This is a genomic window from Streptomyces poonensis (genome assembly GCF_014650915.1).
GTDB lineage: Bacteria > Actinomycetota > Actinomycetes > Streptomycetales > Streptomycetaceae > Streptomyces > Streptomyces poonensis.
Window position 1 is genome coordinate 1,403,859 of sequence record NZ_BMVW01000001.1, and the last position, 26,254, is coordinate 1,430,112.

General features: G+C 71.7%; 26 protein-coding genes and 1 tRNA gene. 9 read left to right on the forward strand and 18 right to left on the reverse strand.

The annotated features are described in order from the left end of the window. Nucleotides 1-224 precede the first annotated feature (224 nt). Nucleotides 225-1,151 carry a 1-phosphofructokinase gene (locus IE242_RS06285; RefSeq protein WP_189856005.1) on the forward strand — a complete coding sequence of 309 codons (927 nt, stop codon included), beginning with the start codon at nucleotides 225-227 and terminating at the stop codon, nucleotides 1,149-1,151. A 49-nt stretch (nucleotides 1,152-1,200) separates the two neighbouring features. Here the strand turns inward: IE242_RS06285 and IE242_RS06290 are convergent, their stop codons facing one another. Both IE242_RS06290 and cdgB read right to left on the reverse strand, forming a co-directional pair. Beyond that, nucleotides 1,201-2,181: a CBM35 domain-containing protein gene (locus IE242_RS06290; protein ID WP_189856007.1), complete on the reverse strand. Its 981-nt coding sequence runs from the start codon at nucleotides 2,179-2,181 to the stop codon at nucleotides 1,201-1,203. A 165-nt stretch (nucleotides 2,182-2,346) separates the two neighbouring features. After that, the gene (gene cdgB, locus IE242_RS06295) at nucleotides 2,347-4,071 is read right to left on the reverse strand and encodes a diguanylate cyclase CdgB (RefSeq protein WP_189856009.1); all 1,725 of its coding nucleotides are present in this window, start codon (nucleotides 4,069-4,071) and stop codon (nucleotides 2,347-2,349) included. Between the two features lie 454 nt (nucleotides 4,072-4,525). On the opposite strand from cdgB, the gene IE242_RS06300 reads away from it, so the two are divergent. Next, complete coding sequence (locus tag IE242_RS06300) at nucleotides 4,526-5,092, forward strand: flavin reductase family protein (RefSeq protein WP_373299459.1); 567 nt, start codon at nucleotides 4,526-4,528, stop codon at nucleotides 5,090-5,092. A 51-nt stretch (nucleotides 5,093-5,143) separates the two neighbouring features. Here the strand turns inward: IE242_RS06300 and arfB are convergent, their stop codons facing one another. Continuing rightward, nucleotides 5,144-5,581, reverse strand: a complete 438-nt coding sequence (arfB, locus tag IE242_RS06305) for an alternative ribosome rescue aminoacyl-tRNA hydrolase ArfB (RefSeq protein WP_189856011.1) — start codon at nucleotides 5,579-5,581, stop codon at nucleotides 5,144-5,146. A gap of 228 nt (nucleotides 5,582-5,809) precedes the next feature. Between arfB and IE242_RS06310 the strand changes: the two genes are divergently transcribed. Further along, nucleotides 5,810-6,385 (forward strand): TerD family protein, encoded by a 576-nt coding sequence (locus IE242_RS06310; RefSeq protein ID WP_030576498.1) that lies wholly within the window; start codon nucleotides 5,810-5,812, stop codon nucleotides 6,383-6,385. A 92-nt stretch (nucleotides 6,386-6,477) separates the two neighbouring features. Here the strand turns inward: IE242_RS06310 and IE242_RS06315 are convergent, their stop codons facing one another. From IE242_RS06315 to IE242_RS06325, 3 genes are all read right to left on the reverse strand, one after another. Next, a complete protein-coding gene (locus IE242_RS06315; RefSeq protein ID WP_189856013.1) occupies nucleotides 6,478-7,035 on the reverse strand; it encodes a TetR/AcrR family transcriptional regulator in 558 nt (185 codons plus the stop codon). A 94-nt stretch (nucleotides 7,036-7,129) separates the two neighbouring features. Further along, nucleotides 7,130-7,711 (reverse strand): sugar O-acetyltransferase, encoded by a 582-nt coding sequence (locus IE242_RS06320; protein WP_189856015.1) that lies wholly within the window; start codon nucleotides 7,709-7,711, stop codon nucleotides 7,130-7,132. Between the two features lie 69 nt (nucleotides 7,712-7,780). After that, on the reverse strand, nucleotides 7,781-9,220 hold the full coding sequence (locus tag IE242_RS06325) for a M1 family metallopeptidase (RefSeq protein ID WP_229858251.1): 1,440 nt from the start codon (nucleotides 9,218-9,220) through the stop codon (nucleotides 7,781-7,783). Between the two features lie 36 nt (nucleotides 9,221-9,256). On the opposite strand from IE242_RS06325, the gene IE242_RS06330 reads away from it, so the two are divergent. Then, nucleotides 9,257-9,754, forward strand: coding sequence for a hypothetical protein (locus IE242_RS06330; protein ID WP_189856018.1), 498 nt, complete (start codon nucleotides 9,257-9,259; stop codon nucleotides 9,752-9,754). A gap of 21 nt (nucleotides 9,755-9,775) precedes the next feature. On the opposite strand, the gene IE242_RS06335 is transcribed toward IE242_RS06330, so the two are convergent. After that, entirely contained in the window at nucleotides 9,776-10,450 is a 675-nt protein-coding gene (locus IE242_RS06335) for a pentapeptide repeat-containing protein (protein ID WP_229858253.1), read from the reverse strand. Between the two features lie 140 nt (nucleotides 10,451-10,590). Here IE242_RS06335 and IE242_RS06340 point away from each other — a divergent pair, with 140 nt between their 5' ends. Together IE242_RS06340 and IE242_RS06345 are read left to right on the forward strand one after the other, a co-directional pair. Next, entirely contained in the window at nucleotides 10,591-11,760 is a 1,170-nt protein-coding gene (locus tag IE242_RS06340) for an FAD-dependent oxidoreductase (protein WP_189856022.1), read from the forward strand. 51 nt (nucleotides 11,761-11,811) lie between these two features. Beyond that, nucleotides 11,812-12,786 carry a zinc-binding dehydrogenase gene (locus IE242_RS06345; RefSeq protein WP_189856024.1) on the forward strand — a complete coding sequence of 325 codons (975 nt, stop codon included), beginning with the start codon at nucleotides 11,812-11,814 and terminating at the stop codon, nucleotides 12,784-12,786. Nucleotides 12,787-12,804: 18 nt separating this feature from the next. Here the strand turns inward: IE242_RS06345 and IE242_RS06350 are convergent, their stop codons facing one another. From IE242_RS06350 to IE242_RS06370, 5 genes are all read right to left on the reverse strand, one after another. After that, nucleotides 12,805-13,284, reverse strand: a complete 480-nt coding sequence (locus IE242_RS06350; RefSeq protein ID WP_189856026.1) for a GNAT family N-acetyltransferase — start codon at nucleotides 13,282-13,284, stop codon at nucleotides 12,805-12,807. A 48-nt stretch (nucleotides 13,285-13,332) separates the two neighbouring features. After that, entirely contained in the window at nucleotides 13,333-14,175 is an 843-nt protein-coding gene (locus IE242_RS06355; protein ID WP_189856484.1) for an aminoglycoside phosphotransferase family protein, read from the reverse strand. Nucleotides 14,176-14,246: 71 nt separating this feature from the next. Beyond that, nucleotides 14,247-15,254, reverse strand: coding sequence for a hypothetical protein (locus IE242_RS06360; RefSeq protein ID WP_189856028.1), 1,008 nt, complete (start codon nucleotides 15,252-15,254; stop codon nucleotides 14,247-14,249). Then, on the reverse strand, nucleotides 15,251-15,898 hold the full coding sequence (locus tag IE242_RS06365; RefSeq protein WP_189856030.1) for a PadR family transcriptional regulator: 648 nt from the start codon (nucleotides 15,896-15,898) through the stop codon (nucleotides 15,251-15,253). The genes IE242_RS06360 and IE242_RS06365 overlap by 4 nt, the downstream gene beginning before the upstream one ends. 81 nt (nucleotides 15,899-15,979) lie before the next feature. Then, a tRNA-Thr gene (locus IE242_RS06370) sits at nucleotides 15,980-16,056 on the reverse strand. Nucleotides 16,057-16,303: 247 nt separating this feature from the next. On the opposite strand from IE242_RS06370, the gene IE242_RS06375 reads away from it, so the two are divergent. The 3 genes from IE242_RS06375 to IE242_RS06385 all read left to right on the forward strand — a co-directional run bounded on the left by IE242_RS06375 (nucleotide 16,304) and on the right by IE242_RS06385 (nucleotide 19,022). Beyond that, the gene (locus IE242_RS06375; RefSeq protein WP_189856032.1) at nucleotides 16,304-17,440 is read left to right on the forward strand and encodes an ABC transporter ATP-binding protein; all 1,137 of its coding nucleotides are present in this window, start codon (nucleotides 16,304-16,306) and stop codon (nucleotides 17,438-17,440) included. A 219-nt stretch (nucleotides 17,441-17,659) separates the two neighbouring features. Further along, nucleotides 17,660-18,130 carry a hypothetical protein gene (locus IE242_RS06380; RefSeq protein ID WP_189856034.1) on the forward strand — a complete coding sequence of 157 codons (471 nt, stop codon included), beginning with the start codon at nucleotides 17,660-17,662 and terminating at the stop codon, nucleotides 18,128-18,130. 160 nt (nucleotides 18,131-18,290) lie between these two features. Beyond that, nucleotides 18,291-19,022 (forward strand): nucleotidyltransferase family protein, encoded by a 732-nt coding sequence (locus tag IE242_RS06385; protein WP_189856036.1) that lies wholly within the window; start codon nucleotides 18,291-18,293, stop codon nucleotides 19,020-19,022. Between the two features lie 86 nt (nucleotides 19,023-19,108). Here the strand turns inward: IE242_RS06385 and IE242_RS06390 are convergent, their stop codons facing one another. From IE242_RS06390 to IE242_RS06415, 6 genes are all read right to left on the reverse strand, one after another. Then, a complete protein-coding gene (locus IE242_RS06390; protein ID WP_373299460.1) occupies nucleotides 19,109-20,926 on the reverse strand; it encodes a DoxX family protein in 1,818 nt (605 codons plus the stop codon). Between the two features lie 132 nt (nucleotides 20,927-21,058). Then, on the reverse strand, nucleotides 21,059-22,000 hold the full coding sequence (gene rlmB, locus IE242_RS06395; protein ID WP_189856038.1) for a 23S rRNA (guanosine(2251)-2'-O)-methyltransferase RlmB: 942 nt from the start codon (nucleotides 21,998-22,000) through the stop codon (nucleotides 21,059-21,061). Between the two features lie 152 nt (nucleotides 22,001-22,152). Then, on the reverse strand, nucleotides 22,153-23,553 hold the full coding sequence (gene cysS / locus IE242_RS06400) for a cysteine--tRNA ligase (RefSeq protein WP_189856039.1): 1,401 nt from the start codon (nucleotides 23,551-23,553) through the stop codon (nucleotides 22,153-22,155). Between the two features lie 89 nt (nucleotides 23,554-23,642). Further along, entirely contained in the window at nucleotides 23,643-24,155 is a 513-nt protein-coding gene (ispF, locus tag IE242_RS06405) for a 2-C-methyl-D-erythritol 2,4-cyclodiphosphate synthase (protein WP_189856042.1), read from the reverse strand. Beyond that, nucleotides 24,145-24,915 (reverse strand): 2-C-methyl-D-erythritol 4-phosphate cytidylyltransferase, encoded by a 771-nt coding sequence (ispD, locus tag IE242_RS06410; protein ID WP_189856044.1) that lies wholly within the window; start codon nucleotides 24,913-24,915, stop codon nucleotides 24,145-24,147. Before ispD ends, ispF begins: the two co-directional genes overlap by 11 nt. A 300-nt stretch (nucleotides 24,916-25,215) precedes the next feature. Beyond that, nucleotides 25,216-25,698, reverse strand: coding sequence for a CarD family transcriptional regulator (locus IE242_RS06415; RefSeq protein ID WP_003953493.1), 483 nt, complete (start codon nucleotides 25,696-25,698; stop codon nucleotides 25,216-25,218). Nucleotides 25,699-26,254: the final 556 nt, after the last annotated feature.

The window sequence follows — 26,254 nt, forward strand, 5'->3', positions numbered from 1 at the left end:
AGCAGGAGCCCCGACCACCGGGCGGTTGACACCCGACTGACCCAACTGACCTGATTTCGCCCCCGATTGCCGGACGGCGGAGAGGTGGCGGGCGTCCGCCGGGACTGGGCCGACCGCGCCTCTTTTGGCATGATCGGGGCTCCGCAGCAGCTGTACGACAAGCGCGTTCAGCACGTGCAGCACCTGGAACGCGCCGATACGAACATGGGGGGAGGTCGGCCCCGGTGATCCTCACGGTCACGCTGAACACCGCTCTCGACATCACCTACCACGTGCGGGACCTCACGCCCCACGCGTCGCACCGGGTGACCGAGGTGACCGAACGCCCCGGCGGCAAGGGCCTGAACGTGGCCCGCGTCCTGGCGGCCCTCGGCCACGAGGTGACGGTCACCGGCTTCGCCGGCGGCGCCACCGGGCGAGCCCTGCAGGAGCAGCTCGCGCACACCACCGGCGTCCTGGACGCACTGGTCCCCGTCGAGGGCGCCACGCGCCGCACGGTGGCCGTCGTCGACGCGGGCGGTGACACGACTCAGCTCAACGAGCCCGGTCCAGCCATAGCGCCCGCCGAGTGGACCGCCTTCCAGGAGGCGTACGAGGACCTGCTCGCGACCGCCGAGGCGGTGGCCCTGTGCGGCAGCCTGCCGCCGGGGGTGCCGGTCGGGGCGTATGCGGGCCTGATCAGAACGGCGCGCTCGGCGGGCGTGCCGGTCCTCCTCGACACCAGCGGTGAGCCGCTGCGCCGGGGGGTGGCCGCCCGCCCGGACCTGGTGAAGCCGAACGCCGAGGAACTGGCCGAGCTCACCGGCTCCCACGAACCGTCCCAGGCCACCCGTGACGCCCGCCGCCGCGGCGCCCACACGGTCGTCGCCTCGCTGGGCGCCGAGGGTCTGCTGGCCCGTACGGCCGAGGGGCGCTGGCGGGCGGCCCCGCCGCACCGGCTGCGCGGCAATCCGACGGGCGCGGGCGACTCGGCGGTCGCCGGACTGCTCTCGGGGCTGGTGGAGCGGCTGCCGTGGCCCGAGCGGCTGGCCCGGGCGGCGGCCCTGTCGGCGGCGACGGTCCTGGCGCCGGTGGCGGGCGAGTTCGACCGGGCGGCGTACGAGAGGCTGGTGGGCCAGGTGACGGTGACGGCGGAGGCGAACGCGGCCTGAGCGGAGGGGTCGGGTCCGCGGGCCGCGCGGTCCCGCCACCGTCCCGCTACTACCCCTGCCAGCCCTTCACGAGGTACATCTGGTCGAAGTTCACGTCGCAGGAGTTGCCCTGCTCACACGAGATCTTGATCTCGTTGGTGCCCTTGTTGAGCTGGATGTTCGACCAGGTGTTCGTCCAGCCCTTCTCGTAGTCGCCCTCCGCGGCCTTGGCGAAGTTCGAGAGGTTGAGCGGGCGGGTCTGGGCCGTGCCGTTGATCGAGAGGGTGGCGTCGGCGTCCTTGCCGGGCACGCCATAGGCAACGTGCAGCGTGTACTTGCCGTCCTCCGGGATCCCGCTCACGTTCCAGGTCAGGGAGGCGCCGACCGCGTTGAAGCCGCCCACGTAGACGCCGCCGTCCGCCTTCGCGCCGGAGACGTCGGAAGTGGTGCCGGCGCCGCCCAGGAGCCGCAGCGCCTTCGCGTCGATCTTCGGGAGCTCGCCCTCCTCCTCGGCGGCGGACTCGCCGACCGACGGGCTGGCCTCCACGCTCTCCTCGGCCGTCGGGGCGCTGGACGCGCCGGTGCCGCCGGCCTTGTCGTCCTCCGAGTCGCCGTTCATCATGGCGACGCCGATACCGATCACCACGGCGGCGACCACGGCGATCGCACCGATGAGCAGTCCCTTGGTGTTGGGCCCGCGGCCCCGGCCACCGCCTCCGGTGCCCGCGCCGCGCGTCTGCTGCCGCGCCCCCGGCGCACCGCCGGGGAGCGTCTCGGGGGCCTGGTAGTGGGCGTTCGGCTGCCCGTACGCCCCCTGCTGCGGGACCTGCCCGTAGGGGGCCGTCTGCTGGCCCTGCTGGCCCTGCGGTCCGCCCCGGGGGGCCTGCTGGCCGTACTGGCGCTCGCCGACGGTCCGCACCCTGTTGACCGCGCCCGGGTAGCCGTAGCCACCCGTCGGCGGCTGTGCGCCCCGGGCCTGGCCATCGGCGTACAGGTAGCCGAACGGGTCGTCGTCCTCGGGCGTGCTCGCGCCGTTGTTGCCGGGCGTCATCCCTTGGTCTCCTCAGCGGTGCGGTACATGAGCGGTTCCTGGTGTGCGAATGGCGAGCCTACCTCCATCCGCTGGCCCGAACGGGTGACCCGGATCGCATCATCTCGCCGGACAACGCCCGAACTACCGGGCTGACCTGCGCATTCGAAAAGTTTCACGCACGGTTCACCCAGCGCGTCTGTGCTGTTTGGGACGAGATCGTTTCTCGACGTACATCCGCTCGTCGGCGGATTTCAGGACCTCGTCCGCCGTCATGCCGCAGCTCGCCCAGCCGATGCCGAAGCTGGCGCCGACCCGCATGGCGCGACCGTCGACACGGATGGGCTGGATGATCTCGTTGCGCAGCCGTACGGCGAGGTCCTCGGCGTCGGCGCGGCCGAGCCCGTCGGCGAGGACCACGAACTCGTCGCCGCCGAGCCGGGCGACCGTGTCGCCCTCGCGCACCCCGCGGCTCAGCCGCCGGGCCACCTCGACCAGCACGGCGTCGCCCGCGTTGTGCCCGAACCGGTCGTTTATCGACTTGAAGCCGTCGAGGTCGCAGAAGAGCACCGCGAGCCCCTTGGTCCCGTCGTCACGCTCCCCCTCGGGGGCCACGGCGTGCACATGGTGGTCGAAGGCCTCGTACGCCCCCGTGCCCGTCCCGAAGGCGAACGCGTGTCCATGGCCGTTCATGTCGTACGCGGACTGCTGTTCCGCCGGCGTGTGCTGCTCGCCGAACTGCTCGAACCGGTCGAACTGCTCGTAGTGCTCGAACGCCGCGTCCCTCGTGTCGACCGGGCCGTGCGCCACGGACTGCGGCCGCTCGCACAGCCGGGCGGAGAGCCGGGAGCGCAGCTCCGCGGAGTTCGGCAGACCGGTGAGCGAGTCGTGCGAGGCGCGGTGGGCGAGCTGGAGTTCGCGCCGCTTGCGCTCCTCGATGTCCTCGACGTGCGTGAGCAGGAAGCGGGGCCCGTCGGCGGCATCGGCCACGACCGAGTTGCGCAGACTGACCCAGACATGGCTGCCGTCCCGCCGCCCCAGCCTGAGCTCGGCGCGCCCGCCCTCGGGAGAGGTCCGCAGCAGGGTGCCGATGTCCTCGGGGTGGACGAGGTCGGCGAACGAGTAGCGGCGCATCGCGGAGGAGGGGCGGCCCAGCAGCCGGCACAGGGCGTCGTTGGTACGGAGGATGCGGCCGTGCTGGTCGCCGCCCAGCTCGGCGATCGCCATGCCGGACGGGGCGTACTCGAAGGCCTGCCGAAAGGATTCCTCACTGGCCCGCAGCGCCTGCTGCTCCCGCTCGAGGCGGACAAGTGCACGCTGCATATTCGCGCGTAGACGAGCGTTGCTGATGGCTATGGCGGCCTGGAACGCATACATCTGGAGCGCTTCGCGCCCCCAGGCGCCCGGAAGCCGTCCGTTGCGCGGACGGTCCACGGAGATCACGCCGAGCAGTTCACCGCTGGAGGCGCCCTGCGCGCCGGACCCGTACATCGGTGCGAAGAGCCGGTCGGCGGGGTGCCACTCGTCCTCGAAGCGGGGCGCGGGGCCGTCGGTGAACCATTGGGGGACGTCGTCGTCGTCGAGGACCCAGCCCTCGGTGTGCGGGATGAACCGCAGGTCGCCCCAGGCCTCGCCCATGTTCAGCCGGCGCTCCCAGGCGGCGCGCGAACCGACCCGGCCGTTGATCAGCGCCTCGGCGGCGGAGCTGCCGGAGACCGCGGCCACGACGAGATCTCCGTCCGGGCGCACGAGGTTGACGCAGGCCAGCTCGTAGCCGAGTCCGTTGACCACGCCGTCGGCGACCGTCTGCAGTGTGTCGGCGAGACTGCGTGCCGTGTTCATGTCCGCCATGACCTGGTGCAGCTGCCGCAGGGTCGTCAGTTGGACGTAAGGCTCCGACTCGGTCTCCACTCGCCCTCCCCCCGAGATCTCGCGGCAACTCCAGGGTTGTCTCCGGCGTACTCATCGGCGTACCGCTCGTAAGCGTCCCCGCCACTGAATCACAGCGCGCTGCCCACTCGGTACACAGGGTCAACAAAAAAAGGCACCTGTGACTCAAGTCACATATAAAGGTGAACGTTTGAGTAATGGTTCTGTGTTTCCCTCTTGCGTTTGCTGAACACAATTCAGAGCTCTGTGAAAACACTGTGACCGCACGTGCCCATACGCGTACGGCGAGCGTATACGGAACCGCGATACCCGAATGCGGAACGAGACAGCCGCCCCGGGCTGGGCGGGGGACGGTTGCAGGCGGAATCGGGCGGTTGTGGGGGTTGTGGGGGCCGTGCATCCGCCGGAGGTCCTAGGTCCCGTCCCGGACCGCGGTCCGATGCGGCGGCCGATGGGCGGAACGTAGCGTCGAAGTGTGCTGAAGACTCCCCCCACCCCATCCGTCCCCCGCCCCGCCAGGCATGCTGAGGGGGTGAGTGAAGACGAGTTCCGGGCCGCCATGTCCCGGCTGGCCGCGGGCGTGGTCCTGGTGACCGCGTACGAACCCCCGCTGGATCCCGAGGGACCGCCCGGCGAGGACGTCGGAATGACGGCCACCGCCTTCATGTCCGTTTCCCTGGACCCGCCCCTGGCCATGATCAGCCTGCGCGAGGGCTCCCGGATGGACGACCTGCTCGACGAGCAGCCCCTGTGGGCCGTCTCGGTGCTGTCCGAGAGCCAGCGCCACATCGCGGGCCGGTTCGCCATGAAGGGCCGCGTCAGCGACCGTCTCCTCTTCGAGGACATCCCCTACGTGCGCGGCGAGGCCTCCGGCGCCCCGCTCGTGGGCGGTGCCCTCGCGACCCTGGAGTGCCGTACCGAGCAGCGGGTGGCCGCCGGGGACCACACGCTGGTGATCGGCCGCGTCCTGACCGCGTCGGTCCCGAGCGCGGACGGCAGCCCCCTCGCCTACTTCCGGGGCCGCTACCGGCAGCTGGCCTGAGCCTTCCGGCTCCGTACCGAACCCGTAGGGCTCCGTACCGGCACCGCGCGCCTAGGTCCAGTCGCGGCCCGAGCGGCCCCGCTTCGTGTCGGAGCGCTGCTTCTTCTGCCGCAGCCGGCGCTCGTTGATGCCCCGGGGTATACGGGTCGGTCTGCGCGGCTTGGGCGGGGGCGCCGTGGCCTCGGCCAGGAGGGCCGCGAGCCGGAGCGCCGCCGCCTCGCGGTTGCGCCACTGGGACCGGTGCTCGGACGCGCGGACACTCACCACCCCATCGACGAGGCGGGGCGCCAGCCGCTCCAGGGCGCGCGCCTTCCACACCTCGGGCAGGGCCTCGGTGGCGGCGAGGTCGAACCGCAGCTCGACCTGTGAGTCGGTCGTGTTGACGTGCTGTCCGCCGGGCCCGGAGGACCGCGAGAAACGCCACATGAGCTCGGCCTCGGGCAGCGAGACGGAGCCGCGGACGACATAGGGACCGGACATGCCCCCCATGGTCGCGCGCGTGCCCGGCCCCCGTCACGCCCTTTTCCACGGGCGCACGGGCCCCGGTGAACCCGCAGGGGTCCGCCGTGACCGCCATGAAGGCGCGTGGAGGAACGGGTAAAGAAAGTAAAGACGCGCGGAACCTTTGGTACCCCGCGCCACGTTCATACAGGTAGCTGTAGCTTCGTGGCCGTACGAAGCCCATGGGTACCGCAACTACGGAAGGGACTCCCAACAATGGCTGTAAGCCTGTCCAAGGGTGGCAACGTCTCGCTCACCAAGGAGGCTCCGGGCCTGACCGCCGTCACCGTGGGCCTCGGCTGGGACGTCCGCACCACCACCGGCACGGACTTCGACCTCGACGCCTCCGCGATCGCGGTCAACACGCAGGGGAAGGTCTACTCGGACTCCCACTTCGTCTTCTTCAACAACAAGCAGACCCCGGACCAGTCCATCGTCCACACCGGTGACAACCGCACGGGTGAGGGCGCGGGCGACGACGAGGCGATCAACGTCAACCTGGCGGCCCTCCCGGCCGACATCGACAAGATCGTCTTCCCGGTCTCCATCTACGACGCCGAGTCCCGCTCGCAGAACTTCGGCCAGGTCCGCAACGCCTACATCCGCATCGTCAACCAGGCCGGCGGCGCCGAGATCGCCCGCTACGACCTGTCGGAGGACGCGGCCACCGAGACGGCCATGGTCTTCGGCGAGCTGTACCGCAACGGCGCCGAGTGGAAGTTCCGCGCGGTCGGCCAGGGCTACGCCTCCGGCCTGGTGGGCATCGCCCAGGACTTCGGCGTCAACGTCTGATCCGTCCGTACGCCGCAGTCAGGGCCCCCACCCGGGTGACCGGGTGGGGGCCCGTGCGGCACAGTGGTCAGGACTGTGCCGCACGGGCGGTCTCAGACAGCCCGCTCGCCGGCCGCGGTGATGCGGGTGACGGCCTGGAGGGTGAGCGCACGGTCGTGCGGTTCCCGGGCCAGGGCGCGATGCAGCGTCAGGCCCTCGATGAGCGCGTCGAGCTGGCGGGCGGTGTCCGGGTCGAAGTGTTCCTCCAGATGGTCGCGGCTGCGGCGCATCCACGCGTGGGTGAGTTCCCGGTAGGCGGGCCGGCGGGCCGCGAGCGTGTACAGCTCCTGGGTGAGGACGAGGTCCCGTTGGGACCCCTCGGACAGGGTGTGGACGAGGTCGGTGACGGCGGTGACGGCCGCGTCCCGGTCGGCCGCACCGGCGAGGTGCGCGCCGAAGACCGCGACGATGTGGTCGGTGAAGCGCCGGAAGGCCTCGTGCAGCACCTCGTCGATGCCCGCGAAGTGGTAGGTCATCGAGCCGAGGGGAACGCCCGCGCGCTGGGCGATCTTCCGGTGGGAGACGCCCGCGACACCTTCCTCGGCGATCAGGTCGAGCGTGGCGTCGATGATGCGTTCGCGGCGCTGGGGGTCGGTATGTCCGGTTGCCATGTCGGAATCTTCGCCGGGGCCTTCGTGGGGTGTCGGGGTCTTCGGGGAGTGTCGTGCGGTCCTCGGGGAGTGTCGTGGTCCTCGGGGAGCGCGGTCAGAGCGTGCGGACCGGGCGTGCCGGGTTGCCGACGGCGACGGTGTCGGCGGGGACGTCCTTGGTGACGACCGCGCCGGCCCCGATGACGGAGTTGTCCCCGATGGTCACACCGGGCAGCACGATGGCACCGCCGCCGAGCCACACGTTGTTCCCGATGGTGATCGGCTTCGCGGCCTCCAGTTTGTCCCGCCGGGGCCCCGGCTCCAGGGGATGGGTGGGGGTGAGCAGCTGGACGTTCGGCCCGATCTGGCAGTCCTCGCCGATGACGATGGCGGCGACGTCCAGCGCGGTCAGGTTGTAGTTGACGAAGGTGCGCGCCCCGATGGTGATGTTGCTGCCGTAGTCGACGTACAGCGGCGGCCGTACATGGGCCTCGGCGCCGAGGGAGCCCAGCAGCTCCGCGAGCACCGGCTGCGCGGCCTCGGCGTCCTCGGCATAGGCGGCCTGGTAGCGGGCCGCCAGCCGTACGGCCCGCTGCTGACGGCGGGCGATCTCGGGATCGTCGGCGATGTAGAGGTCTCCGGCCAGCATGCGTTCGAGGTTCGTCCGCGGATCCTGCGCGAAGTAGTCCGTCGTCATGCGTACGAGCGTACCCCGGGGAGCGTACGAACGTACGCTCCCCGCGCGGTGCGGTACCGCTACGGTCCCTCAGCGCCGCTCCGGCTTCCCCTCCCCGTACAGCCAGTCCTCCCAGACGGCGCCGAAGTCCTCGTCCGGGGCGGACTTCTCGACGTACGCCGTGAAGTCGGCCGTGTCCGCGTTGCCGTGGCGGTGCTCGGCGGCCCAGCCGCGCAGGATCGCACGGAAGGTGTCGTCGCCCACGGTCTCGCGGATCCTGTGCAGCACCATCGCGCCCCGCTGGTACACCGGGCTCCCCGAGATGTCCGCGGCACCCGGCGGCTCCGCGGGCGGGAAGGACCACACGGCCGGGCCGCCGACGCCGCCCGGCAGGGAGTCGCCCGCGTAGAGCGCGTCGAAGATCTCCTCGGCGGTGTCCCCGCCGTGCTCCTCCTGCCACAGCCACTCGGCGTAGGTGGCGAAGCCCTCGTTGAGCCACATGTCCCGCCAGGTCTTCGGCGTCACCGAGTTGCCGTACCACTGGTGGGCCAGTTCGTGGACGAGCAGCACGATGTCCGGGGCGCCGGGGAAGACGGGACGGTTCTGGGTCTCCAGCGCGAACCCGGAGTCCTCCGGGCGCTCGACGATCGCTCCGGCGGAGGAGAACGGGTACGGCCCGAAGATGCCCTCCGCCCAGGCGACGACCTCGGGGATCCGGTCGAGGACCTCTTCGCTCGCCGCGGCCTGGGACGGATCGACGGCTACGTACACGGGCAGACCGCCGTCAGCCGCCGTCTCCCGCGTGACGGACGCCCGTGTCTCGAACTCACCGACGGCGACCGTCGCCAGGTAGCTCGCCATGGGTTCGGCCGTGTGCCAGGTGAAGGTCGTCCGGCCCCGTCGCGTCGACTCGTCCGTCAACCGCCCGTTGGAGATCGCGTGCAGCCCCTCGGGGACGGTGACGGAGACGTCGTACGCGGCCTTGTCGGAGGGATGGTGGTTGCCGGGGAACCAGGACATCGAGCCGACGGGTTCGCCGAGGGCGACCGCCCCGTCGGCCGTGGGCAGCCAGCCCTCCCGCGAACCGTCCGGATCGGTGACCGTCCGCGGCCGGCCGGAGTAACGGACCTCCGTGCGGAACTCCGTCCCCTCGTCCAGCTCGTCCAACGGACGGACGGTCAGCTCCTGGCCGGCACGGTTCCAGCGCGCCTCGCGTCCGCCGACGGTGATCCGCTCGACGTCCAGTCCCTTCAGGTCCAGGTGGAAGGCGCTGAGGTCCTGCGTGGCACGGGCGGTGACGACCGCCGTGCCCGTGAGGCGGCGGCCGTCCGGGTCGTAGTCGAGGGTCAGGTCGTAGTGGGTGACGTCGTAGCCGCCGTTGCCCGCCTGCGGGAAGTACGGGTCACGCAGTCCCGCGGACCCGGGCGTGCCCCGTACTCCGCCCTCCCCGGTACACGCGACGAAGGGAAGGACGAGCGTCAGGGCGAGGGCGAACAGGGCCGTACGGACAACCGGTGCGGATCGGGACACGGCGGAGATCCTAAGAGGGCATGACACCATCGCTGTGTGCTCGACATCGGCTACGCCCTCTCCAACCGCTTCCCCGACCCCCCGCAGACCGACTACCGCCGCGCGGACGTGCGCGCGCTGCGGCACGATCTGTTCAGCGGCGACGTCTACCTCGCGGACACCAAGGCGGACCGGGAACTCTCCACAGCCTGGGGATGGGTGCCGGTCCTCGACTTCGCGTGGGCGCTGTGCGACATCGTCGAGCAGCTCGACAAGGACCCGCGCGGCAGCCGGGCCGCCCGCCCGCAGCGGGCCGAGCTCGACTTCACCGAGTCCACCGACCGCATGCTGTTCGAGCGGCGCTTCGGCTGGGTGGACATCGACGCCGACTGGATGCCGACCGACGAACCCCCGCTCACCTTCTCCCACACCGAGCTCCGCCGCGAGGCCCGTGACTTCCTCCACGACCTGATCGCCGACCTCACGGACCTCCACGAGGAGCTCCGCGAGAACCCGGTGATCTGGACGCTGGAGTCGCGGTTCCCCCGCGTGTGACCGGGCCTCGCCCCCGGGGCTTCACTCCACCCGGATCCCCATCTCCCCCGCCAGCACCGGCGCCAGATCCAGCAGCTGCGCCGTACTGATCACCGCCCCCGCCAGCCGGTCGACGCCCCGCGCGATCTCCAGCCGGGCCGCCGCCCTCAGATCCACGTCCCTGAGGGTCGCCCCGCTGAGATCCGCCCCCTTCAGCTCGCACTCGACGAACTCCACGCGCTCCAGCCGGGCACCCCCGAAGTCCGGCTCGACCAGCACACAGTCCTCGAAGACGACGTCCTTGAGCCGCGCCCCGCGGAGATTCAAGTAGTCGATCTTTCCGCCGCGTATGACCACCCGCTCCAGCACGGAGCCGTGTGCCCGCACCCCGCCCAGCCGGGCATCGACCAGCTCCACGTCCCGCAGTGTCGCCTCGGCGAGATCCGTGCCCACGCCACGTATCCCCGTGAGGACCGAGTCCAGCACCCGCGCGCGATGCAGCCGCGTCTCGTCCAGCGCACACCCCGTCAGCGCGCAGTCCATGAAACGGGCGCCCCCGCCGTCCTGCCCCGCGAAGTCGAGCTCCGCGAACTCCAGCCCGTCGTAGTCACCGTCGGGCTCCAGCCCCGGACCGTCGTACGGCTCCAGCGACAGCAGCCGCACCTCCGGTCGCCGGGCACCCCGTACCCCCGTACCGCCAGCCGTTCTCCTCACCATGCCCCCATCCTGCACCCCACCACTGACAGCGCTCCCGCCAAGAGCCTGACCTGCGGAAACACCGACCATGTCACACACCGGCGCGGTCCTTCCGTCACCTCTGCAAGAGGCTCACCACCCTCCGGAAGGAACCCCCGGCCATGCATCGCATCACCGTCATCGGCGGCGGCTTCGCCGGCCTCACCGCGGCCATCACCGCCGCCGAGGCAGGCGCCAAGGTCACCCTGTACGAAGCCCACCACACCCTCGGCGGCCGGGCCCGGACCGCCGAAGGCCCGTACCGCACGAACGAGGGACCGCACGCCCTGTACAACGGCGGCCCGCACTGGACCTGGCTCAAGCAGCGCGACCTCATCGGCCCGCTCGCCCCCATCCCGCCCCTGGAGGCCGCCCGCCTCCGGCTGCACCACAAAGGCACCCTCCGCCGCACCCCGCCCCTCGCGATGCTCAAGCTGCTGCGCCGCCGGACCGCCGGGCAGGCACCCGTCGACGCGGACTTCCTGACATGGGCCGCCGGGCTGGCGGGCGAGGAAGCGGCACGGGCCGCCGCGCACTACTCCGCCGTCGCGCTGTTCCACCACGACCCGGGATCCCTCTCCGCCGCGTTCGTGCACGAGCGGCTCCGCCGGTCCGCCAAGCTGCCGCCCGAGGCGCGCTACCCGCGCGGCGGCTGGGCGAACGTCATCGACCGGATGGCGGCACGGGCCTGGGACCTCGGCGTCCGCATCGAGACCCGCTCCCGCGTCGACACCGTCCCCGAGCGACAGGGGCCCGTCATCGTCGCCACCTCGCTCGACGCCGCCCGGCGCCTCCTCGGGGACGACTCACTGACCTGGCCGAGCGGCCGCACCGCGCTCGTCGACCTGGCCCTGCGCACCCGGCGCGGTGACGCGTTCGCCGTGTCCGACCTGGACGCCCCCGGCTGGATCGAACGCTTCACCGCCCAGGACCGCACCCTCGCCCCGGCCGGGGAGCAGCTGGTCCAGGGCCAGATCCCGCTCGCCCCGCACGAGTCCCGCGCCGACGGCATCGCGCGCGCGGAGCAGCTGCTCGACCTCGGGTTCGAAGGATGGCGGACACGGGTCACCTGGCGGCGCGAGGCCACCTCCGACGGCCGCACCGGGGCCGTCGACCTGCCCGGCTTCAGCTGGCGCGACCGACCGGCTGTCGACCGCGGCGAGGGTGTCTACCTCGCGGGCGACCGCGTCGCGGCGCCCGGCGTGCTCTCGGAGGTGTCGTTCAACAGTGCCCTCACCGCGGCCTCCCTGGCCCTCGCCCATCACAGAGCCCTTGACCTCAAGCAAGCTTGAGACTGAACGCTGGGGCCGTCACCGAGACGCGAACCCACGAGGGAGCCCTTGATGCACGCCATCCGCCTGCACACCTTCGGTCCGGCCGAGAACCTCACCTACGAAAAGGTCGAAGACCCCGAGCCGGGCCCGGGCCAGGTCCGTATCGCCGTGGCAGCCGCCGGCGTACACCTCCTGGACACCGCGCTCAGGGAAGGCCGACAGGGACCGGCCCCGGCGCCGACCCCGCTGCCGACCGTCCCCGGCCGCGAGGTCGCCGGCACCGTCGAGTCCCTCGGCGACGGCGTCGACGGCCACTGGCTCGGCAAGCGCGTCGTCGCCCACCTCGGCTTCGCGCCCGGGGGCTACGCCGAACTCGCCGTCACGGACACCGGCCGCCTCCACGAGATACCCGGCACCCTCGGCTTCGCCGAGGCCGTCGCCATGATCGGCACCGGGCGCACCACCATGGGCATCCTGCAGTTCGCCGAGCCGGGCCCCGACGACGTGGTCGTCGTCCCCGCCGCGGCCGGCGGCATCGGCACCCTCCTCGTGCAGTACGCCAAGCACGCGGGCGCCACCGTCATCGGCCTCGCCGGCGGCCCGGAGAAGACGGCCCGCGTCCGCGCGAACGGCGCCGACCTCGCCGTCGACTACAGGACCCCCTCATGGAGCGAGCAGGTCCAGGCGTACCGCGGCCGGGTGACGGTCGTGTACGACGGCGTGGGCGGCGACGCGGCCCGCGAGTCCGTCGCCCTCCTCGCCCCCGGCGGCAGGCACATCGTGTTCGGCTGGTCGGGCGAGGGCATCCACGACGGCGGCCCGTACGTCGTCGAGGGCGTCAGCGAGCAGGTCCTCGGCCCGGTGATGCTGGAGAAGGCGGGCGGCCCCGACCCCGTACGCACCCTCGAACTCCGCGCGCTCGCCGAAGCCGCCGCCGGCCGCCTCACCCCCGCGGTCCACCGCTTCCCCCTCAGCGAGGCAGCGGCCGCCCACCGCGCCCTGGAGACACGCGGCACCGTGGGCAAGGTGGTGCTGGAACCCTGACCCGGACCCTGTCGGAGGTCAGCCCTGCGACCCGAGCTCCCGCAGCGCGTCATCGGTCAGCCGGTACACCGTCCACTCGTCCTGCGGAAGCGCCCCCAGCGCCTTGTAGAAGGCGATCGACGGCGCGTTCCAGTCCAGCACGGACCACTCCAGCCGCTCGTACCCGCGCTCCACGCAGATCCGCGCCAGCTCGGTGAGCAGCGCCCTGCCGTGACCGCCGCCCCGGGCCGACGGCCGTACGTACAGGTCCTCCAGGTAGATGCCGTGCACGCCCCGCCAGGTCGAGAAGTTGAGGAACCACAGGGCGAACCCGACCGGCTCCCCCGTCGTCTCGTCCTCGGCGATGTGCGCGAAGGCGGCGGGCCGCTCCCCGAACAGCGCCTCGGCCAGCTGTTCCTCGGTGGCCCGCGCCTCCTCCAACGCCTTCTCGTACTCGGCGAGTTCACGGACCATGGCGTGGATGACGGGGACGTCGGCAGGGGTCGCGGTGCGAATCATGGCCGCAGGCTAACCCGGCACCCGCACCGTCAGGCCAGTGGTTATTCGCTACCTGCCCCGCAGCCGCCGCGCGATCTCCATGTCGTCCGGCTGCAACGGACGCCCCTCCTCGACCTCCCAGACCGCGTTCTGCAGCACCCGCCCCAGCGTCCAGGCCCGCGCCCGGTCCCGGTCCAGCCCGAGGACGTCCGTCATCGCGTCGAAGCGCCACAGCACCTCGTCCGCCTCGAAACGGTTGTCCAGCGCCGGCCACAGCTCGAATCCCGGGTCACCGGCCAGCGGCTTCGGATCGATGGCGAGCCAGGGCTCACGCTCCGCCGCGAGGACGTTGCCGAAATGGAGGTCCCAGTGGAGCAACCGGTCACCGGGCTCGCCCAGAACCTCCCGCACGGCCGCCGCGCAGTCCGCGACCAGCGCCCGCTCCCCCGGGTCCGTGATCCGGGCGAGCACGGCAGGCGTACGGTCCAGCATGTCCGCCGCGATGTCCCCCAGCCGCCGCATCCCCTCGGGCGCCGGCCCGGCGGTGAGACGGGCCAGCAGCCGCGCGATGTGCAGCACGGCCTCCCGGGTGTCCGGCAGATACGAGAGCATCCGCGACGGATCGAGCCGCTCGAGCAGCAGGGCACCGTCGCTCTCGTCGTAGCGCAGCAGCCGTACGGCCCCGTCCCCGTCCCACACCCGCAGCGCGACCGGCTCGCCCACGCTCTCCTCGTCGAGGAGCTGCAGCTTGAGCACGGCGGGGGTGCCGTCGGCGGCGACCACGGGCAGGACCAGGGCGCACATGCCGTACATGGAGGGGCCGTCGAGACGCAGGTCCCAGCGGTCGAGGCAGGCGGCGGCCAGCTCGGGCAGGCGGGTTATGAAGGCGCGGCCGGCCTCACCGTTGAACATGTGCTGCGTGGCGGCCAGTTCGTCCGGGACATCGATCACCCCACCGACCGTACGGGCACCCGGACGCGCCCTCACCCGATTTTTCGCGCGGACTGCGCGAACTGTTCGACGAGCTTCCGCATGACCTCGAAGGCGGGCTTGGGGGTGTAGTCGTCGGTGACGAGCCCGAACTGGTGGAACAGCCCTGGATTCGCGCTGTCGGCGTCGCGCAGCGCGAAGTGCGTGTAACCGCTCAGTCCGAGCCGCTCCGCGTGGTCCGCGACGACGCGCACCACGGTCTCCACCACCTCGGCCTGACGGTGCGGAGGCCGCTCCGGGCCGGTGGGCCAGCCGTGCTCGGTGATGTGCAGCGGCAGATGCCCCAGACCGGCGGGCGTCAGCACCGCCTCACGGTGGTGGCGCAGCAGCCCCTCGACGGCCTCCGCGAGGCCGGACGCGGCGACGGGCCGGAAGACGTCGGGGAAGAAGTCCAGGCCCACGTAGTCCAGGTCGGCGATGAAGCCTTCCCCGCCACGGCTGGTCAGGCCGTCGACGAAGGAGGCGGACGGCCCGAAGAGCGGGGTGGTGTTGAACCCGACTCGCAGATGGCCGTATCCCAGTTCGCGTGCACGGGCCTTGGCCGCGAAGACCCCGCGGACGATCGCCTCGTCCACCGCCGGGTAGTAACCGTCCAGCACGGGATTTGACGTGACGTTCGGCTCTTCCGTCACCTGCAACGTGCCGGTGACCTCGCCGTACTGCTCGACCAGCTCGCGCAGGAAGGCGCAGTAGCCGTCGACGTCCGCGGCCCTGGACTGATACTGCGCCACCAGGTCCAGACGGCGCCCCCGGACCGCGTACCCGGCCGCGGCGGCCGGCGTCGCGATGGTGTGCGGCGTCCCCAGCCGGGTGTCGTCGTCGAAGCCCACATAGGCACGGACCAGGAACGGGCGGCCCGGGCGGCCCTGGAGGGCGTCGAGCGCCCCCGACACGCGGGCCGGGTCGTCGGGCGGGCCACCGGCCAGGCCCCCGGCATCGTCGCCGGTGACCCCGCCGGGGTAGATCCCGAAGAGCAGGCCGTTCTGTGCGTTCGGCGTCATGTGCTCGATTCCTTCCGGTCCGAGGGTGCGAAGAGTTCGGAGGGAGGGGCGGGAGGGGCGGGAGGGGTCACCGCATCGGCCGGCCACGCCAGCGCCCCGGTGCGGATGTCGTCGATGACGGCATCGATCCACGCCGTCTCCGCGCGGGCGAGGGAGAGCGCGTACTCGGCCTCGATGACGTGCAGGCGGGGAACGCCGGCCGCCAGGGCGCCGGCGAGGCGCTCCTCATCGGCGGCCGTGCGCTCCTGAAGGCGCCGGGCACGCTCGAGCAGCGCCTCCTCGGCCCCGTCCGGTCCCAGCGCGCCGAGGTACGTGACAGCGCCCAGGAACTGCGAGAACTCCCGCTGCGGGGTGCGGATCTGTGCGTCCAGCCGCCGCACGAGCTCGTCGCGGCCCGCCCGGGTGAGGGCGTAGACGGTCCGCTCGGGACGGTTCCCCGAGCGCTCCCGCCCCTGCGCGGCGATCCAGCCCGCCTCGGTCAGCGCGGCGACGGTGTTGTAGAGCGTGCCCCGCGTGATCGCCGCCGCGTGGTTGTCGCTGCGCTTCCGCAGCTCGGCCAGCATCTGGTGCGGGTGCGAGCTCCGCTCCAGCAGGAGGCCCAGCACGGCGAGCACGATCGGGTTGTCAAGGGTACGACGCGGCATAGTCGAACCGTACCAGTCTATATGAACTATTGCTCCGGCGATAAAAAAAGCCCAGGTCAGAAGCGATCTGACCTGGGCCCGTGGAGCCCCCTGTCGGATTCGAACCGACGACCTTCGCTTTACAAGAGCGGCGCTCTGACCAGCTGAGCTAAGGAGGCATGGGCACGCCCGCATCATTTGTGCCTGCGTGCATGCCCGAGTGTACCCACGTCCCGGCCAGGCACTGTCGAAAGTTTCCGCGAAGTTCACAGCCCCCGGACTGCTGACAGATCAGGTGAACGCCAGGTACGGTCCTGAGCCAGTCCACCCGCATGGACTACACCACAACGGAACACCCCGTAGTGGCACCACCTTCCACAACGGATCGTCCGGCACGTTCCTGCCGGTAGAAGGGGGCCCATCACCATGGCCACAGTCACGTTCGACAAGGCGACCCGCGTTTACCCGGGTTCCGAGAAGCCCGCCGTCGACGCGCTCGACATCGCGATCGAGGACGGCGAGTTCCTCGTTCTCGTCGGCCCGTCGGGTTGCGGCAAGTCCACCTCGCTCCGGATGCTCGCGGGGCTCGAGGACGTCAACGGCGGCGCCATCCGCATCGGTGACCGCGACGTCACCCACCTGCCGCCGAAGGACCGGGACATCGCCATGGTGTTCCAGAACTACGCGCTCTACCCGCACATGACGGTCGCCGACAACATGGGCTTCGCGCTCAAGATCGCCGGCGTCAACAAGGCGGAGATCCGCAAGAAGGTCGAGGAGGCCGCGAAGATCCTCGACCTGACCGAGTACCTGGACCGCAAGCCGAAGGCCCTCTCCGGTGGTCAGCGGCAGCGTGTCGCGATGGGCCGCGCCATCGTGCGTGAGCCGCAGGTGTTCCTCATGGACGAGCCGCTGTCCAACCTGGACGCCAAGCTCCGCGTCTCGACCCGTACGCAGATCGCGTCGCTCCAGCGCCGCCTCGGCATCACCACCGTGTACGTCACCCACGACCAGGTCGAGGCCATGACGATGGGCGACCGGGTGGCCGTGCTGAAGGACGGTCTGCTCCAGCAGGTCGACTCGCCGCGCAACATGTACGACCGCCCGGCGAACCTCTTCGTCGCCGGGTTCATCGGCTCCCCGGCCATGAACCTGGTCGAGGTGCCGATCACCGACGGCGGCATCAAGTTCGGCAACAGCGTGGTCCCGGTCAGCCGTGAGGCGCTGCAGGCCGCCGCCGACAAGGGCGACCGCACCGTCACGGTCGGCGTCCGCCCCGAGCACTTCGAGGTGGTCGAGCTGGGCGGTGCCGCCGCCTCGTCCCTGTCGAAGGACTCCGCGGACGCCCCGGCCGGTCTCGAGGTCTCCGTCAACGTCGTGGAGGAGACCGGCGCCGACGGCTACGTCTTCGGCTCCGTCCAGGTCGGTGGCGAGAGCAAGGACCTGGTCGTCCGCGTCAGCAGCCGTGCGGTCCCCGAGAAGGGCTCCACGCTGCACGTCGTGCCGCGGCCGGGCGAGACCCACGTGTTCTCGACCTCCACCGGTGAGCGTCTCTCCGACTGATCCGGATCCGGGCGGACCGTCCCGGAGAAATCACCCAGGTTGACGAAGAGGGCCCCGCAGACCACTGCGGGGCCCTCTTCGCTGCCCGTGAACACCCCGACAAAAGCGTTGATTTCGACTCCTGTGCGTCAATCCGTCACCCGGGAGAGGCCACTCCGACATCCCCCGAACCGGTGACCAAATGTCGCCATATCACTACCCCGCGCTACCCTCACTCGCGTGAAGCACACCACTACCCAACGGACCCGGCGCAGCCCGGGCCCCGCCCGTCGGATCGGCCGCTCCCTCGCGTTCGTCCTCCCTGTCGTCCTGGTGCTGTCCGGGACGCTGGCGGTCACCCACGTCAACTGGTCGGGAGACTCCTCGGACTCGGTGCTCACCACCGCCGCCGAGGCCGCCGCCCCCGCCTCCGGTACGGACACCACAGGCGCCGCCAGACCCCGCACGGAGCACGAGGTCCTGCGCGACGAACTGCTGCTGGAGCTCCAGGAGAAGGACCCGGAGGCGGCCCTCACCCACCTTCAGCGTGCGGTGAACGGGCGCCCGTCGCTGGCGCAGCACTGTGCGTCGATCGCCCGTGCCCTCGGCCGCGCGGCCGTCAAGGTGTACGGCCCGTCCCGTGCCCAGTCGTACGCCCGCCCGGTCTGCGACACGTCCTTCGCGTCGGGCGTGGCGGCCCAGCACGCCTGAGCACCCGCACCCGCACCCGCCGGGCACATCCCGGCTCGCCCCGACACCCTCACCCGTCACCGCCATCCGTTTCCCCGTCCGTCCCGTCCCCGGCAGCCGCCGAGGCACCGATCCCGAGGGCCGTGCTCCCGCGAACGGGGCGCCACGTACAGTTCCGGTCATGACCGATCCGAACGCCGCGTCGCGCCCCGTTCAAGCCGTCGTCCTGGCCGGTGGCCAGGGGTCGCGGCTGCGCCCGTACACCGACGACCGGCCGAAGCCCATGGTCGAGATCCCCGGCACGGGCACCCCGATCATCGGCCACCAGCTCGCCTGGCTCGCCGAGGAGGGCGTCACCGACGTGGTCGTCTCCTGCGGCCATCTCGCCGACGTGCTGGAGAAGTGGCTGGAGACGGCCGATCTGCCCGTTCGCGTCACGACCGTCGTCGAGACGGAGCCCCTGGGCCGCGGCGGCGGCCTGCGGTACGCGGCGGCGCACCTTCCCCACCCCGACCGGCCCTGGTACGCGACGAACGGCGACATCTGGACCCGGTTCTCGCTCCGCGACATGGCGGACTTCCACACCGGCCGCGACGCCCTCGCCACGCTCGCCCTCGCCCGCCCACGCATCCCGTGGGGCGCCGTGCAGACGGACGGCTTCGGGCACGTCACGGACTTCATCGAGGCCCCGCCGACGACGTACGAGGTCAATGCGGGCGTCTATGTCTTCTCCCCCGGCTTCACCTCGCTGCTGCCGGAGCGCGGCGACCACGAGCGGAGCACCTTCCCGCGGCTCGCCCGGGAGCGGCGGCTGGCCGGCTTCCCGATCCCGCAGGGGGCGTACTGGCGTGCCATCGACACGGCGAAGGACCTGACGGAGGCGGCGAAGGAACTGGCGGCCCTGGGGCGTTGAGGAACGCGGCCGGCACCCAGCAGGCCGGTACGGAGCCGGGCCCCGCGCATCACGCGCGGGGCCCGGCTCCGTACTCCTGCTGAGGACTACCCGAGGAGTCCTCCCACCAGGTTGTCCTTGTTGCCGGAGCCGGCGGATCCGCCGCCCGAGCCGGTGCTTCCGGAGGCGCCCGCCGAGGCGCCGTCGGCCGCGCCGGCGCCACCGCCGCCGGAGGTCGGCCCCGAGCTGGTGCTCGGGGCCTGCTGGGCCGGGGACGTCTGCTGGGGCGGGGCCTGGCCCGCGGTGCCCTGGGTGTGGCTGGGCTGCCCGCTGGTGGCGGCGCCCGCCGACGCGGTGGCGCCCGGGCTGGTGGCGCCCTGTGAGGGGCTGGCGGAGGTGGCGCCCTGGGTGGGGGCGCCGGAGGCCGCGGGGCTCCGGTGCTCGCGCGGGCCGGACTCCTCGGGGAGCGGGGAGCCGGGCAGTTCGTTGCGGGGGGCCTCGCCGGGGCCGGGGACGACGACCCGGTCGGCGTCGCGTACGGCACCGCCGAGGAGCGAGCCGACCAGCAGGGTGAGCCCGACGACGACCGTGGTGACGAGGGCGCCGCGGCGCAGGACGTACCGGCGCAGCCGCCAGATGTCGGTGCGCGGCCCGAGGGTGCGCCAGGCACCGGCGGCGAGGCGTCCGTCGACGGAGTACACGGGGGCGCCGGCGGTGATCAGCGGGGACCATGCGGCGAGGTAGATGATGTCGGGGGCGTCGTAGGCGGGGACGGTCTTCCAGCTGACGGTGACGAGCAGCGCGACCGAGAGCAGGACGCCGACGGCGGCGGCGACGCGCTGCCAGAGGCCGAGGATCGTGAGGACGCCGACGATGACCTGGAGGAAGGCGATGACGAGGCCCGCGCCGACGGGGTGCTCCAGGGCGAACTGCCGCAGCGGCTCGGCCACTTCCCACGGGTGCAGGGTGTTGAGCCACTTGACCATGGAGCCGCGCTTGCCGCCGTCGAAGTAGACGGGGTCGCACAGCTTGCCCATGCCGGCGTAGATGGAGATGAAGCCGAGGAAGACGCGCAGCGGCAGCAGCACGACGCCGAGGTTCATCCGGCGGCCGGGGTAGTAGGCGTGCCGGACGGGATCCCCGCCGTGCCGCTGGCCGCCCGGTCCGTCGAGCCCGTCCTCGGCGTGCTCCGCGTGCTCGTCGTACGTGTCGTCGTCGTAGACCGGTTCGTCGTACGCGCTGCCCACGGTGCGCATGGAGGGCAGGAGCCGGGTGCCGTCGAGGTGGTGGTCGTCGTGGGTGCGCTGGGCGCCGACGACCGGTGTCTCCACCGTGTCCACGGTCAGGTCGGCGTCGTAGCGGCCGTCCTCGCCGGTGTACGGGTCGCTCGCGGCGCCGTAGCGGTCCGCCGCGGAGTCGTACGGCGTTTCCTCGGCACCGTACGGGTTCGCTTCGGCGCGGTGGCGTCCCCGCTCGGCCCCGGTCCCGTACCGGCCGGGTTCGTCGATGTCGATGCGCGGGATGACCTGCGTGGCGCTGGCGTCGCCCGCCGGGTCCGTGGCGGCATGTCCCACGCTGGAGTTCCGCACGGCCTGCAGCAGCCGGTGGGCGCCGGTGTCGTCGGGGGCGGACCTCCCGCTCCAGACGACGGGCACCCGGCGGCGGGGATCGGCGGCCTGGCCGGGCCGCCCTGCCGCATCCACGACGGGCATGCGCGCGGTGTCCTCGGTGGCGCTCAGGTGCCGTGCGATGCTCGGGGACTGGGTCCGCGGCGCGGCGGCCAGATGCACGCGGAAACTCGCGTGATTGACGATGACCTGCGCCGGATCGCTCGGCACCTTCACCATGCTCAGCGCGGGAACGTCGTCGTATCCCGACGAACGGTCCCCCGTGGGTGTGCGGGGTGTTCTGGTGTCCACACTCATCTAACCGAGTGATGAGTCGTTAGGACACTGCCTCCGCCCTTCCGATCTGTCCGGACCGCGTCAACATCATCACGAAATGCCCGGCCGTCCGGCTGCCCGCCCGCCGGTGGCGCGCCACCGGCGGGCGGCCGCTCAGGCGCGGCGCCGGGAGGCCTCGTACAGCACGACTCCGGCCGCGACGCCGGCGTTGAGCGACTCGGCGCCGCCGGGCATCGGGATCCGCACCCGGAAGTCGCAGGTCTCGCCGACGAGCCGGGACAGGCCCTTGCCCTCGCTGCCGACGACGATGACGACGGGGCCGTCGAGCGCCTCCAGCTCGCCCACCTCGGCCTCTCCGTCGGCGGCCAGGCCGACGACGGTGATCCCGGCCTTCTTGTACGCCTCCAGGGCGCGGGTGAGATTGGTGGCGCGGGCGACCGGGGTACGGGCGGCGGTGCCGGCGGAGGTCTTCCAGGCGCCGGCGGTCATACCGGCGGCGCGCCGCTCGGGCACGACCACGCCGTGGCCGCCGAAGGCGGAGACGGAGCGGACGACGGCACCGAGGTTGCGCGGGTCGGTCACCCCGTCGAGGGCGACGATCAGCGGGTCCTCGCCCGCGTCGTACGCGGCGTTCGCGAGGTCCTCGGGGTGCGCGTACTCGTACGGCGGAACCTGGAGGACGAGGCCCTGGTGGTTGAGGCCGTTCGTCATCCGGTCGAGCTCCGGGCGCGGGGCCTCCATGAGGTTGATGCCGCCGCGCTCGCCGGCGAGCTGGAGGGCTTCGCGGACCCGCTCGTCGTTGTCGATGAACTGCTGGACGTAGAGCGTGGAGGCGGGCACGCCCTCGCGCAGCGCCTCGACGACGGGGTTGCGTCCGACGACCAGCTCGGCGGCGGACCTGCCGCCCCGGCCCTTCGGCGTCGTGCGGCCCTGCGCGCGGCGGGCCTTGGACTGGGCGGCGCGCTGCTTGGCGTGGCCCTTGCGCATCTCGGCGGGCGGGGTCGGTCCCTTGCCCTCGAGGCCCCGGCGCCGCTGGCCGCCACTGCCGACCTGCGCGCCCTTCTTGCCGGACATGCGGCGGTTGTTAGCGGCCATGACCCACCTGTCTGTGTGAAGCGTTCGTACGTACGTCTGTCGTCTGCCGGCCGTGTGCCGGCCGTCGTCTGTCGCGGTGTCGCCCTTGCAGTGTGCCGCCCGGAGTCCCGGGCGGCACACTCGATCAAGAAGACACGGCCGCCGCGCAGGGCTCAGCGCGGGCCGAGGGTCCAGCGCGGTCCCTGCGGGCCGTCCTCGATGACCAGGCCGGACTGGCCCAGCTGGTCGCGGATGGCGTCCGCGGTGGCCCAGTCCTTGCGGGCCCGGGCCGCCTCGCGCTGCTGGAGCACCAGGCCCACCAGGGTGTCGACCACCCCGTGGAGGTCCTCGCCGCTCTCGCTCTCGCCGGCCCAGTGCTCGTCGAGCGGGTCCAGGCCCAGCACGCCGAGCATGGCACGGACCTCGGCCAGCCGGGCGACGGCGGCCTCCTTGTCGTCGGCGGCCAGCGCGCTGTTGCCCTGCCGGACCGTGGTGTGCACCACCGCGATCGCCTGCGGTACGCCCAGGTCGTCGTCCATGGCCTCGGCGAAGGCGAGCGGCACTTCGGCGGCCGGTTCCACCGGGTGCCCGGCCAGCTCTCCCGCCCGCTGCACGAAGCCCTCGATGCGGGCGAACGCCGCCTCGGCCTCGCGCAGGGCCTCCTCGCTGTACTCGATCATCGACCGGTAGTGCGGGGTGCCCAGGTAGTAGCGCAGCACGATGGGCCGCCAGCGCTTGCACATCTCGGACACGAGGACCGAGTTGCCCAGCGACTTGGACATCTTCTCGCCGCTCATCGTCACCCAGGCGTTGTGCACCCAGTAGGTGGCGAAGTCGTCGCCGTACGCCTTGGCCTGGGCGATCTCGTTCTCGTGGTGCGGGAAGATCAGGTCGAGTCCGCCGCCGTGGATGTCGAACGCGCTGCCCAGGTACTTGTGGGCCATCGCGGAGCACTCCAGGTGCCAGCCCGGGCGGCCCCGGCCCCAGGGCGTCTCCCAGCTGGGCTCGCCGGGCTTGGCCGCCTTCCACATGGCGAAGTCGCGGGGGTCGCGCTTGCCGGTCTCGCCCTCGCCGGAGGGCTGGAGCAGGTTCTCCAACTCCTGGTTGGACAGGCGGAGGTACTCCGGGAAGGAGCTGACGTCGAAGTAGACGTTGCCGTCGGCCTCGTAGGCGTGTCCGCGCTCGATGAGTCCGCGCATCATCTCGATCATCTCCGGCACATGGCCGGTCGCCCGCGGCTCGTAGGTGGGCGGCAGGCAGCCGAGCGCGTCGTATCCCGCGTTGAAGGCGCGCTCGTTCTCGTAGCCGATGGACCACCAGGGGCGGCCCTGGCCGGCCGACTTGGCGATGATCTTGTCGTCGATGTCGGTCACGTTCCGGACGAACGTCACCTCGTAGCCGCGGTGGTCGAACCAGCGGCGCATGATGTCGAAGTTCAGCCCGGACCGGATGTGGCCGATGTGCGGCGGGGCCTGCACGGTCGCGCCACACAGGTAGATCGAGACACACCCCGGCCGCAGCGGGACGAAATCACGGATCTGCCGGGCACCGGTGTCGTACAGGCGAATAGTCACCACTCCAGGGTAGTGGGCGGCGGGCAGTGCCCCGTGACCTCCCGGTCAAGGGGCACACATTCGTGACCTCGGTGCGGGCGAACGCGGTTTCAGGCCGTACGGACGACGAGTGCCGTCGCGACCGCCATCAGGCCCTCGTCCCGTCCCGGGAAGCCCAGGCCGTCCGTGGTGGCGCCGGACACCGACACGGGTGCTCCCGCCGCCTCGGACAGGATCTTCTGCGCCTCGTCCCGGCGCTTGCCGATCTTCGGGCGGGGACCGACGACCTGCACCGCGATGTTGCCGACGGTGAAACCGGCGTCGCGGACGATGCGGGCGGCCTCGGTCAGCAGCGTGACGCCCGACGCGCCGGTCCACTCGGGGCGGCCGGTGCCGAAGTGCTGTCCCAGATCACCGAGTCCGGCGGCCGAGAACAGCGCGTTGCACGCGGCGTGCGCGACGACGTCGGCGTCGGAGTGGCCGGCCAGCCCGGGACCCTCGCCCTCCCACTTCAGTCCCGCGCACCACAGCTCGCGGCCGTCCTCGAAGGCGTGGATGTCGGTGCCGATGCCGACCTGGGGCAGCAGCGCCATGGGCATGGAGGCCCCGGTCTCAGAAGCCATCGTTCAGCCTCCTGCGGGCCAGGACCGCCTCGGCGAGGACCAGGTCGAGGGGGCGGGTGACCTTGAAGGCCTCCTCGTGCCCGGGGACCGTGACGACCCGCAGTCCCAGCTGCTCCACCATGCTGGCGTCGTCCGTGACGTCGTCGGTGACCGTCTCGTGGGCGCGGACGAGCGCGGCGCGGTCGAAGCCCTGCGGGGTCTGGACCGCTCGCAGCCGCGACCGGTCCGGGGTGGCGACCACGGCCTCCGGCCCGCCGGGCTCGGACGCGGGTTCCACCTGCTTGACGGTGTCGGCGAGGGGCAGCGCCGGTACGACGGCGGGGGCCCCGTCCCGTACGGCCTCGATGACGGCGTCCACCGTGTCCACGGGGACCAGCGGCCGGGCCGCGTCGTGCACCAGCACGATGTCGAAGCCGGGGGGCAGCGCGTCCAGGCCGAACCTGACCGATTCCTGGCGCGTGTCGCCACCGGGCACGACGAGGAAGTCGGTACTTCCGGCGGTGGCGCCCCCGGGCAGCAGGGTGTGGGCGTCGAGGAGCGTCTTGACCTCGGCGGCACCGTCGGGCGGTGCCACCACGACGACCAGGGAGACGGAGCGGGACGCGGCCATGGCGCGTACCGCGTGGATGAGCATGGGCGTGCCGTTCAGGGCACGCAGCGCCTTGGGGGCGCCCGGGCCGAGGCGTACGCCGCGGCCGGCGGCCGGAATCACGGCCGCCGTACCGGCCCTGGACGGCGAAGGGCGCGATTCGTCAGACATCGGTTCCTGTCAGGTTTGTGTACTCGGTGTGCGTGGGTATGGCCTGGAGGGTGCCCCAAGCTCGGGTCAAATCCAGAGCTCGGGGAAGTGCCGGGCGCGAGCCCCGACCGGACCCTTCCGTGACACCTGGTCGAGCCAGCTGCCCGGGCCCGGCACGCCAGTATCGGGCCATTCCCGACGGCGTACGGCTCACGTATGCGGGTACTTTCCGGATACGAACATGCCGCAGCGCCCGGCGACTGCTGTGTGCGTCATCGGGCACCGCGGCATTTCAAAGCGCTGAGCGGGTTTCCGCCTGCGTCAGGACGCGAGTACCTCGTCGAGCAGGGCCTCGGCCTTGTCCTCGTTCGTGTTCTCCGCGAGGGCGAGCTCGCTCACCAGAATCTGGCGGGCCTTGGCGAGCATCCGCTTCTCACCGGCGGAGAGTCCGCGCTCGCGCTCCCGGCGCCACAGGTCACGCACGACTTCCGCGACCTTGATGACGTCGCCGGAGGCGAGCTTCTCCAGATTTGCCTTGTAACGACGGGACCAGTTCGTGGGCTCCTCGGCATACGGCGCGCGCAGCACCTCGAAGACCCGGTCCAGCCCGTCCTGACCGACCACATCACGCACGCCGACGAACTCCGCATTGTCCGCTGGCACACGCACCGTCAGGTCGCCCTGGGCGACCTTCAGCACCAAGTAGGTCTTGTCCACGCCTTTGATCTGGCGAGTTTCGATGGCCTCGATCAGCGCGGCCCCGTGATGGGGATAGACCACGGTGTCGCCAACCTTGAACGTCATGTGACAGGTACCCCTTCCGTGGCTATCCAGGGTAACACGGATACGGCGTCTTCTGAATGGCGTTTTCGCAGGTCAGGGCATATCTCGGGGCTTGACAACAGCAACAGGAACGTGCTTCGGACGGCGAACGGAACAGGGTATTCGCAGGTCGGAGCGGCTCTGCGGGCGGGGTGAAACGCGTACGTTACACGCATCCGGAGCCCCTCGGCGAGGCCCGAACGTCCCGTTTTGTCCGACTCCAAGCGTGCGATCCGCGCTACTCCGTTCGGCGACCGGAGTCGGGTACGAGACGAATCCGGAATTGATCAAGCCACATGATGTTCAGGCCGTTGTGCGACCGCCGTTCCTCTCACTCACGTTCGTCGCCGTTGTGGGGTCCATCTCCCGCTTGCCGTTCCGGCCGACGGTCTTGTCGTGATCCATTTCCGGTTCTGTCATGCATTCCTTACGGGAAATCCTCATGCGGACGCAGAAGGGCCGCCGGGGTTCGGTCCGGATTGCCGTCCGGGGGCCGGCCGGGGATTGGGTGTTTCACCGCTCCTTGGCCGTTCCTTAT

Excerpts from the sequence above, each read along its gene's own strand:
- IE242_RS06290 (WP_189856007.1), bottom strand. The coding sequence starts at position 2,181 with ATGACGCCCGGCAACAACGGCGCGAGCACGCCCGAGGACGACGACCCG.
- arfB (WP_189856011.1), bottom strand. The coding sequence starts at position 5,581 with ATGGGGGGCATGTCCGGTCCCTATGTCGTCCGCGGCTCCGTCTCGCTG.
- IE242_RS06310 (WP_030576498.1), top strand. The coding sequence starts at position 5,810 with ATGGCTGTAAGCCTGTCCAAGGGTGGCAACGTCTCGCTCACCAAGGAG.
- IE242_RS06315 (WP_189856013.1), bottom strand. The coding sequence starts at position 7,035 with ATGGCAACCGGACATACCGACCCCCAGCGCCGCGAACGCATCATCGAC.
- IE242_RS06320 (WP_189856015.1), bottom strand. The coding sequence starts at position 7,711 with ATGACGACGGACTACTTCGCGCAGGATCCGCGGACGAACCTCGAACGC.
- IE242_RS06335 (WP_229858253.1), bottom strand. The coding sequence starts at position 10,450 with ATGGTGAGGAGAACGGCTGGCGGTACGGGGGTACGGGGTGCCCGGCGA.
- IE242_RS06340 (WP_189856022.1), top strand. The coding sequence starts at position 10,591 with ATGCATCGCATCACCGTCATCGGCGGCGGCTTCGCCGGCCTCACCGCG.
- IE242_RS06345 (WP_189856024.1), top strand. The coding sequence starts at position 11,812 with ATGCACGCCATCCGCCTGCACACCTTCGGTCCGGCCGAGAACCTCACC.
- IE242_RS06350 (WP_189856026.1), bottom strand. The coding sequence starts at position 13,284 with ATGATTCGCACCGCGACCCCTGCCGACGTCCCCGTCATCCACGCCATG.
- IE242_RS06355 (WP_189856484.1), bottom strand. The coding sequence starts at position 14,175 with ATGTTCAACGGTGAGGCCGGCCGCGCCTTCATAACCCGCCTGCCCGAG.
- IE242_RS06360 (WP_189856028.1), bottom strand. The coding sequence starts at position 15,254 with ATGACGCCGAACGCACAGAACGGCCTGCTCTTCGGGATCTACCCCGGC.
- IE242_RS06365 (WP_189856030.1), bottom strand. The coding sequence starts at position 15,898 with ATGCCGCGTCGTACCCTTGACAACCCGATCGTGCTCGCCGTGCTGGGC.
- IE242_RS06375 (WP_189856032.1), top strand. The coding sequence starts at position 16,304 with ATGGCCACAGTCACGTTCGACAAGGCGACCCGCGTTTACCCGGGTTCC.
- IE242_RS06385 (WP_189856036.1), top strand. The coding sequence starts at position 18,291 with ATGACCGATCCGAACGCCGCGTCGCGCCCCGTTCAAGCCGTCGTCCTG.
- IE242_RS06390 (WP_373299460.1), bottom strand. The coding sequence starts at position 20,926 with ATGAGTGTGGACACCAGAACACCCCGCACACCCACGGGGGACCGTTCG.
- rlmB (WP_189856038.1), bottom strand. The coding sequence starts at position 22,000 with ATGGCCGCTAACAACCGCCGCATGTCCGGCAAGAAGGGCGCGCAGGTC.
- ispF (WP_189856042.1), bottom strand. The coding sequence starts at position 24,155 with ATGGCTTCTGAGACCGGGGCCTCCATGCCCATGGCGCTGCTGCCCCAG.
- ispD (WP_189856044.1), bottom strand. The coding sequence starts at position 24,915 with ATGTCTGACGAATCGCGCCCTTCGCCGTCCAGGGCCGGTACGGCGGCC.
- IE242_RS06415 (WP_003953493.1), bottom strand. The coding sequence starts at position 25,698 with ATGACGTTCAAGGTTGGCGACACCGTGGTCTATCCCCATCACGGGGCC.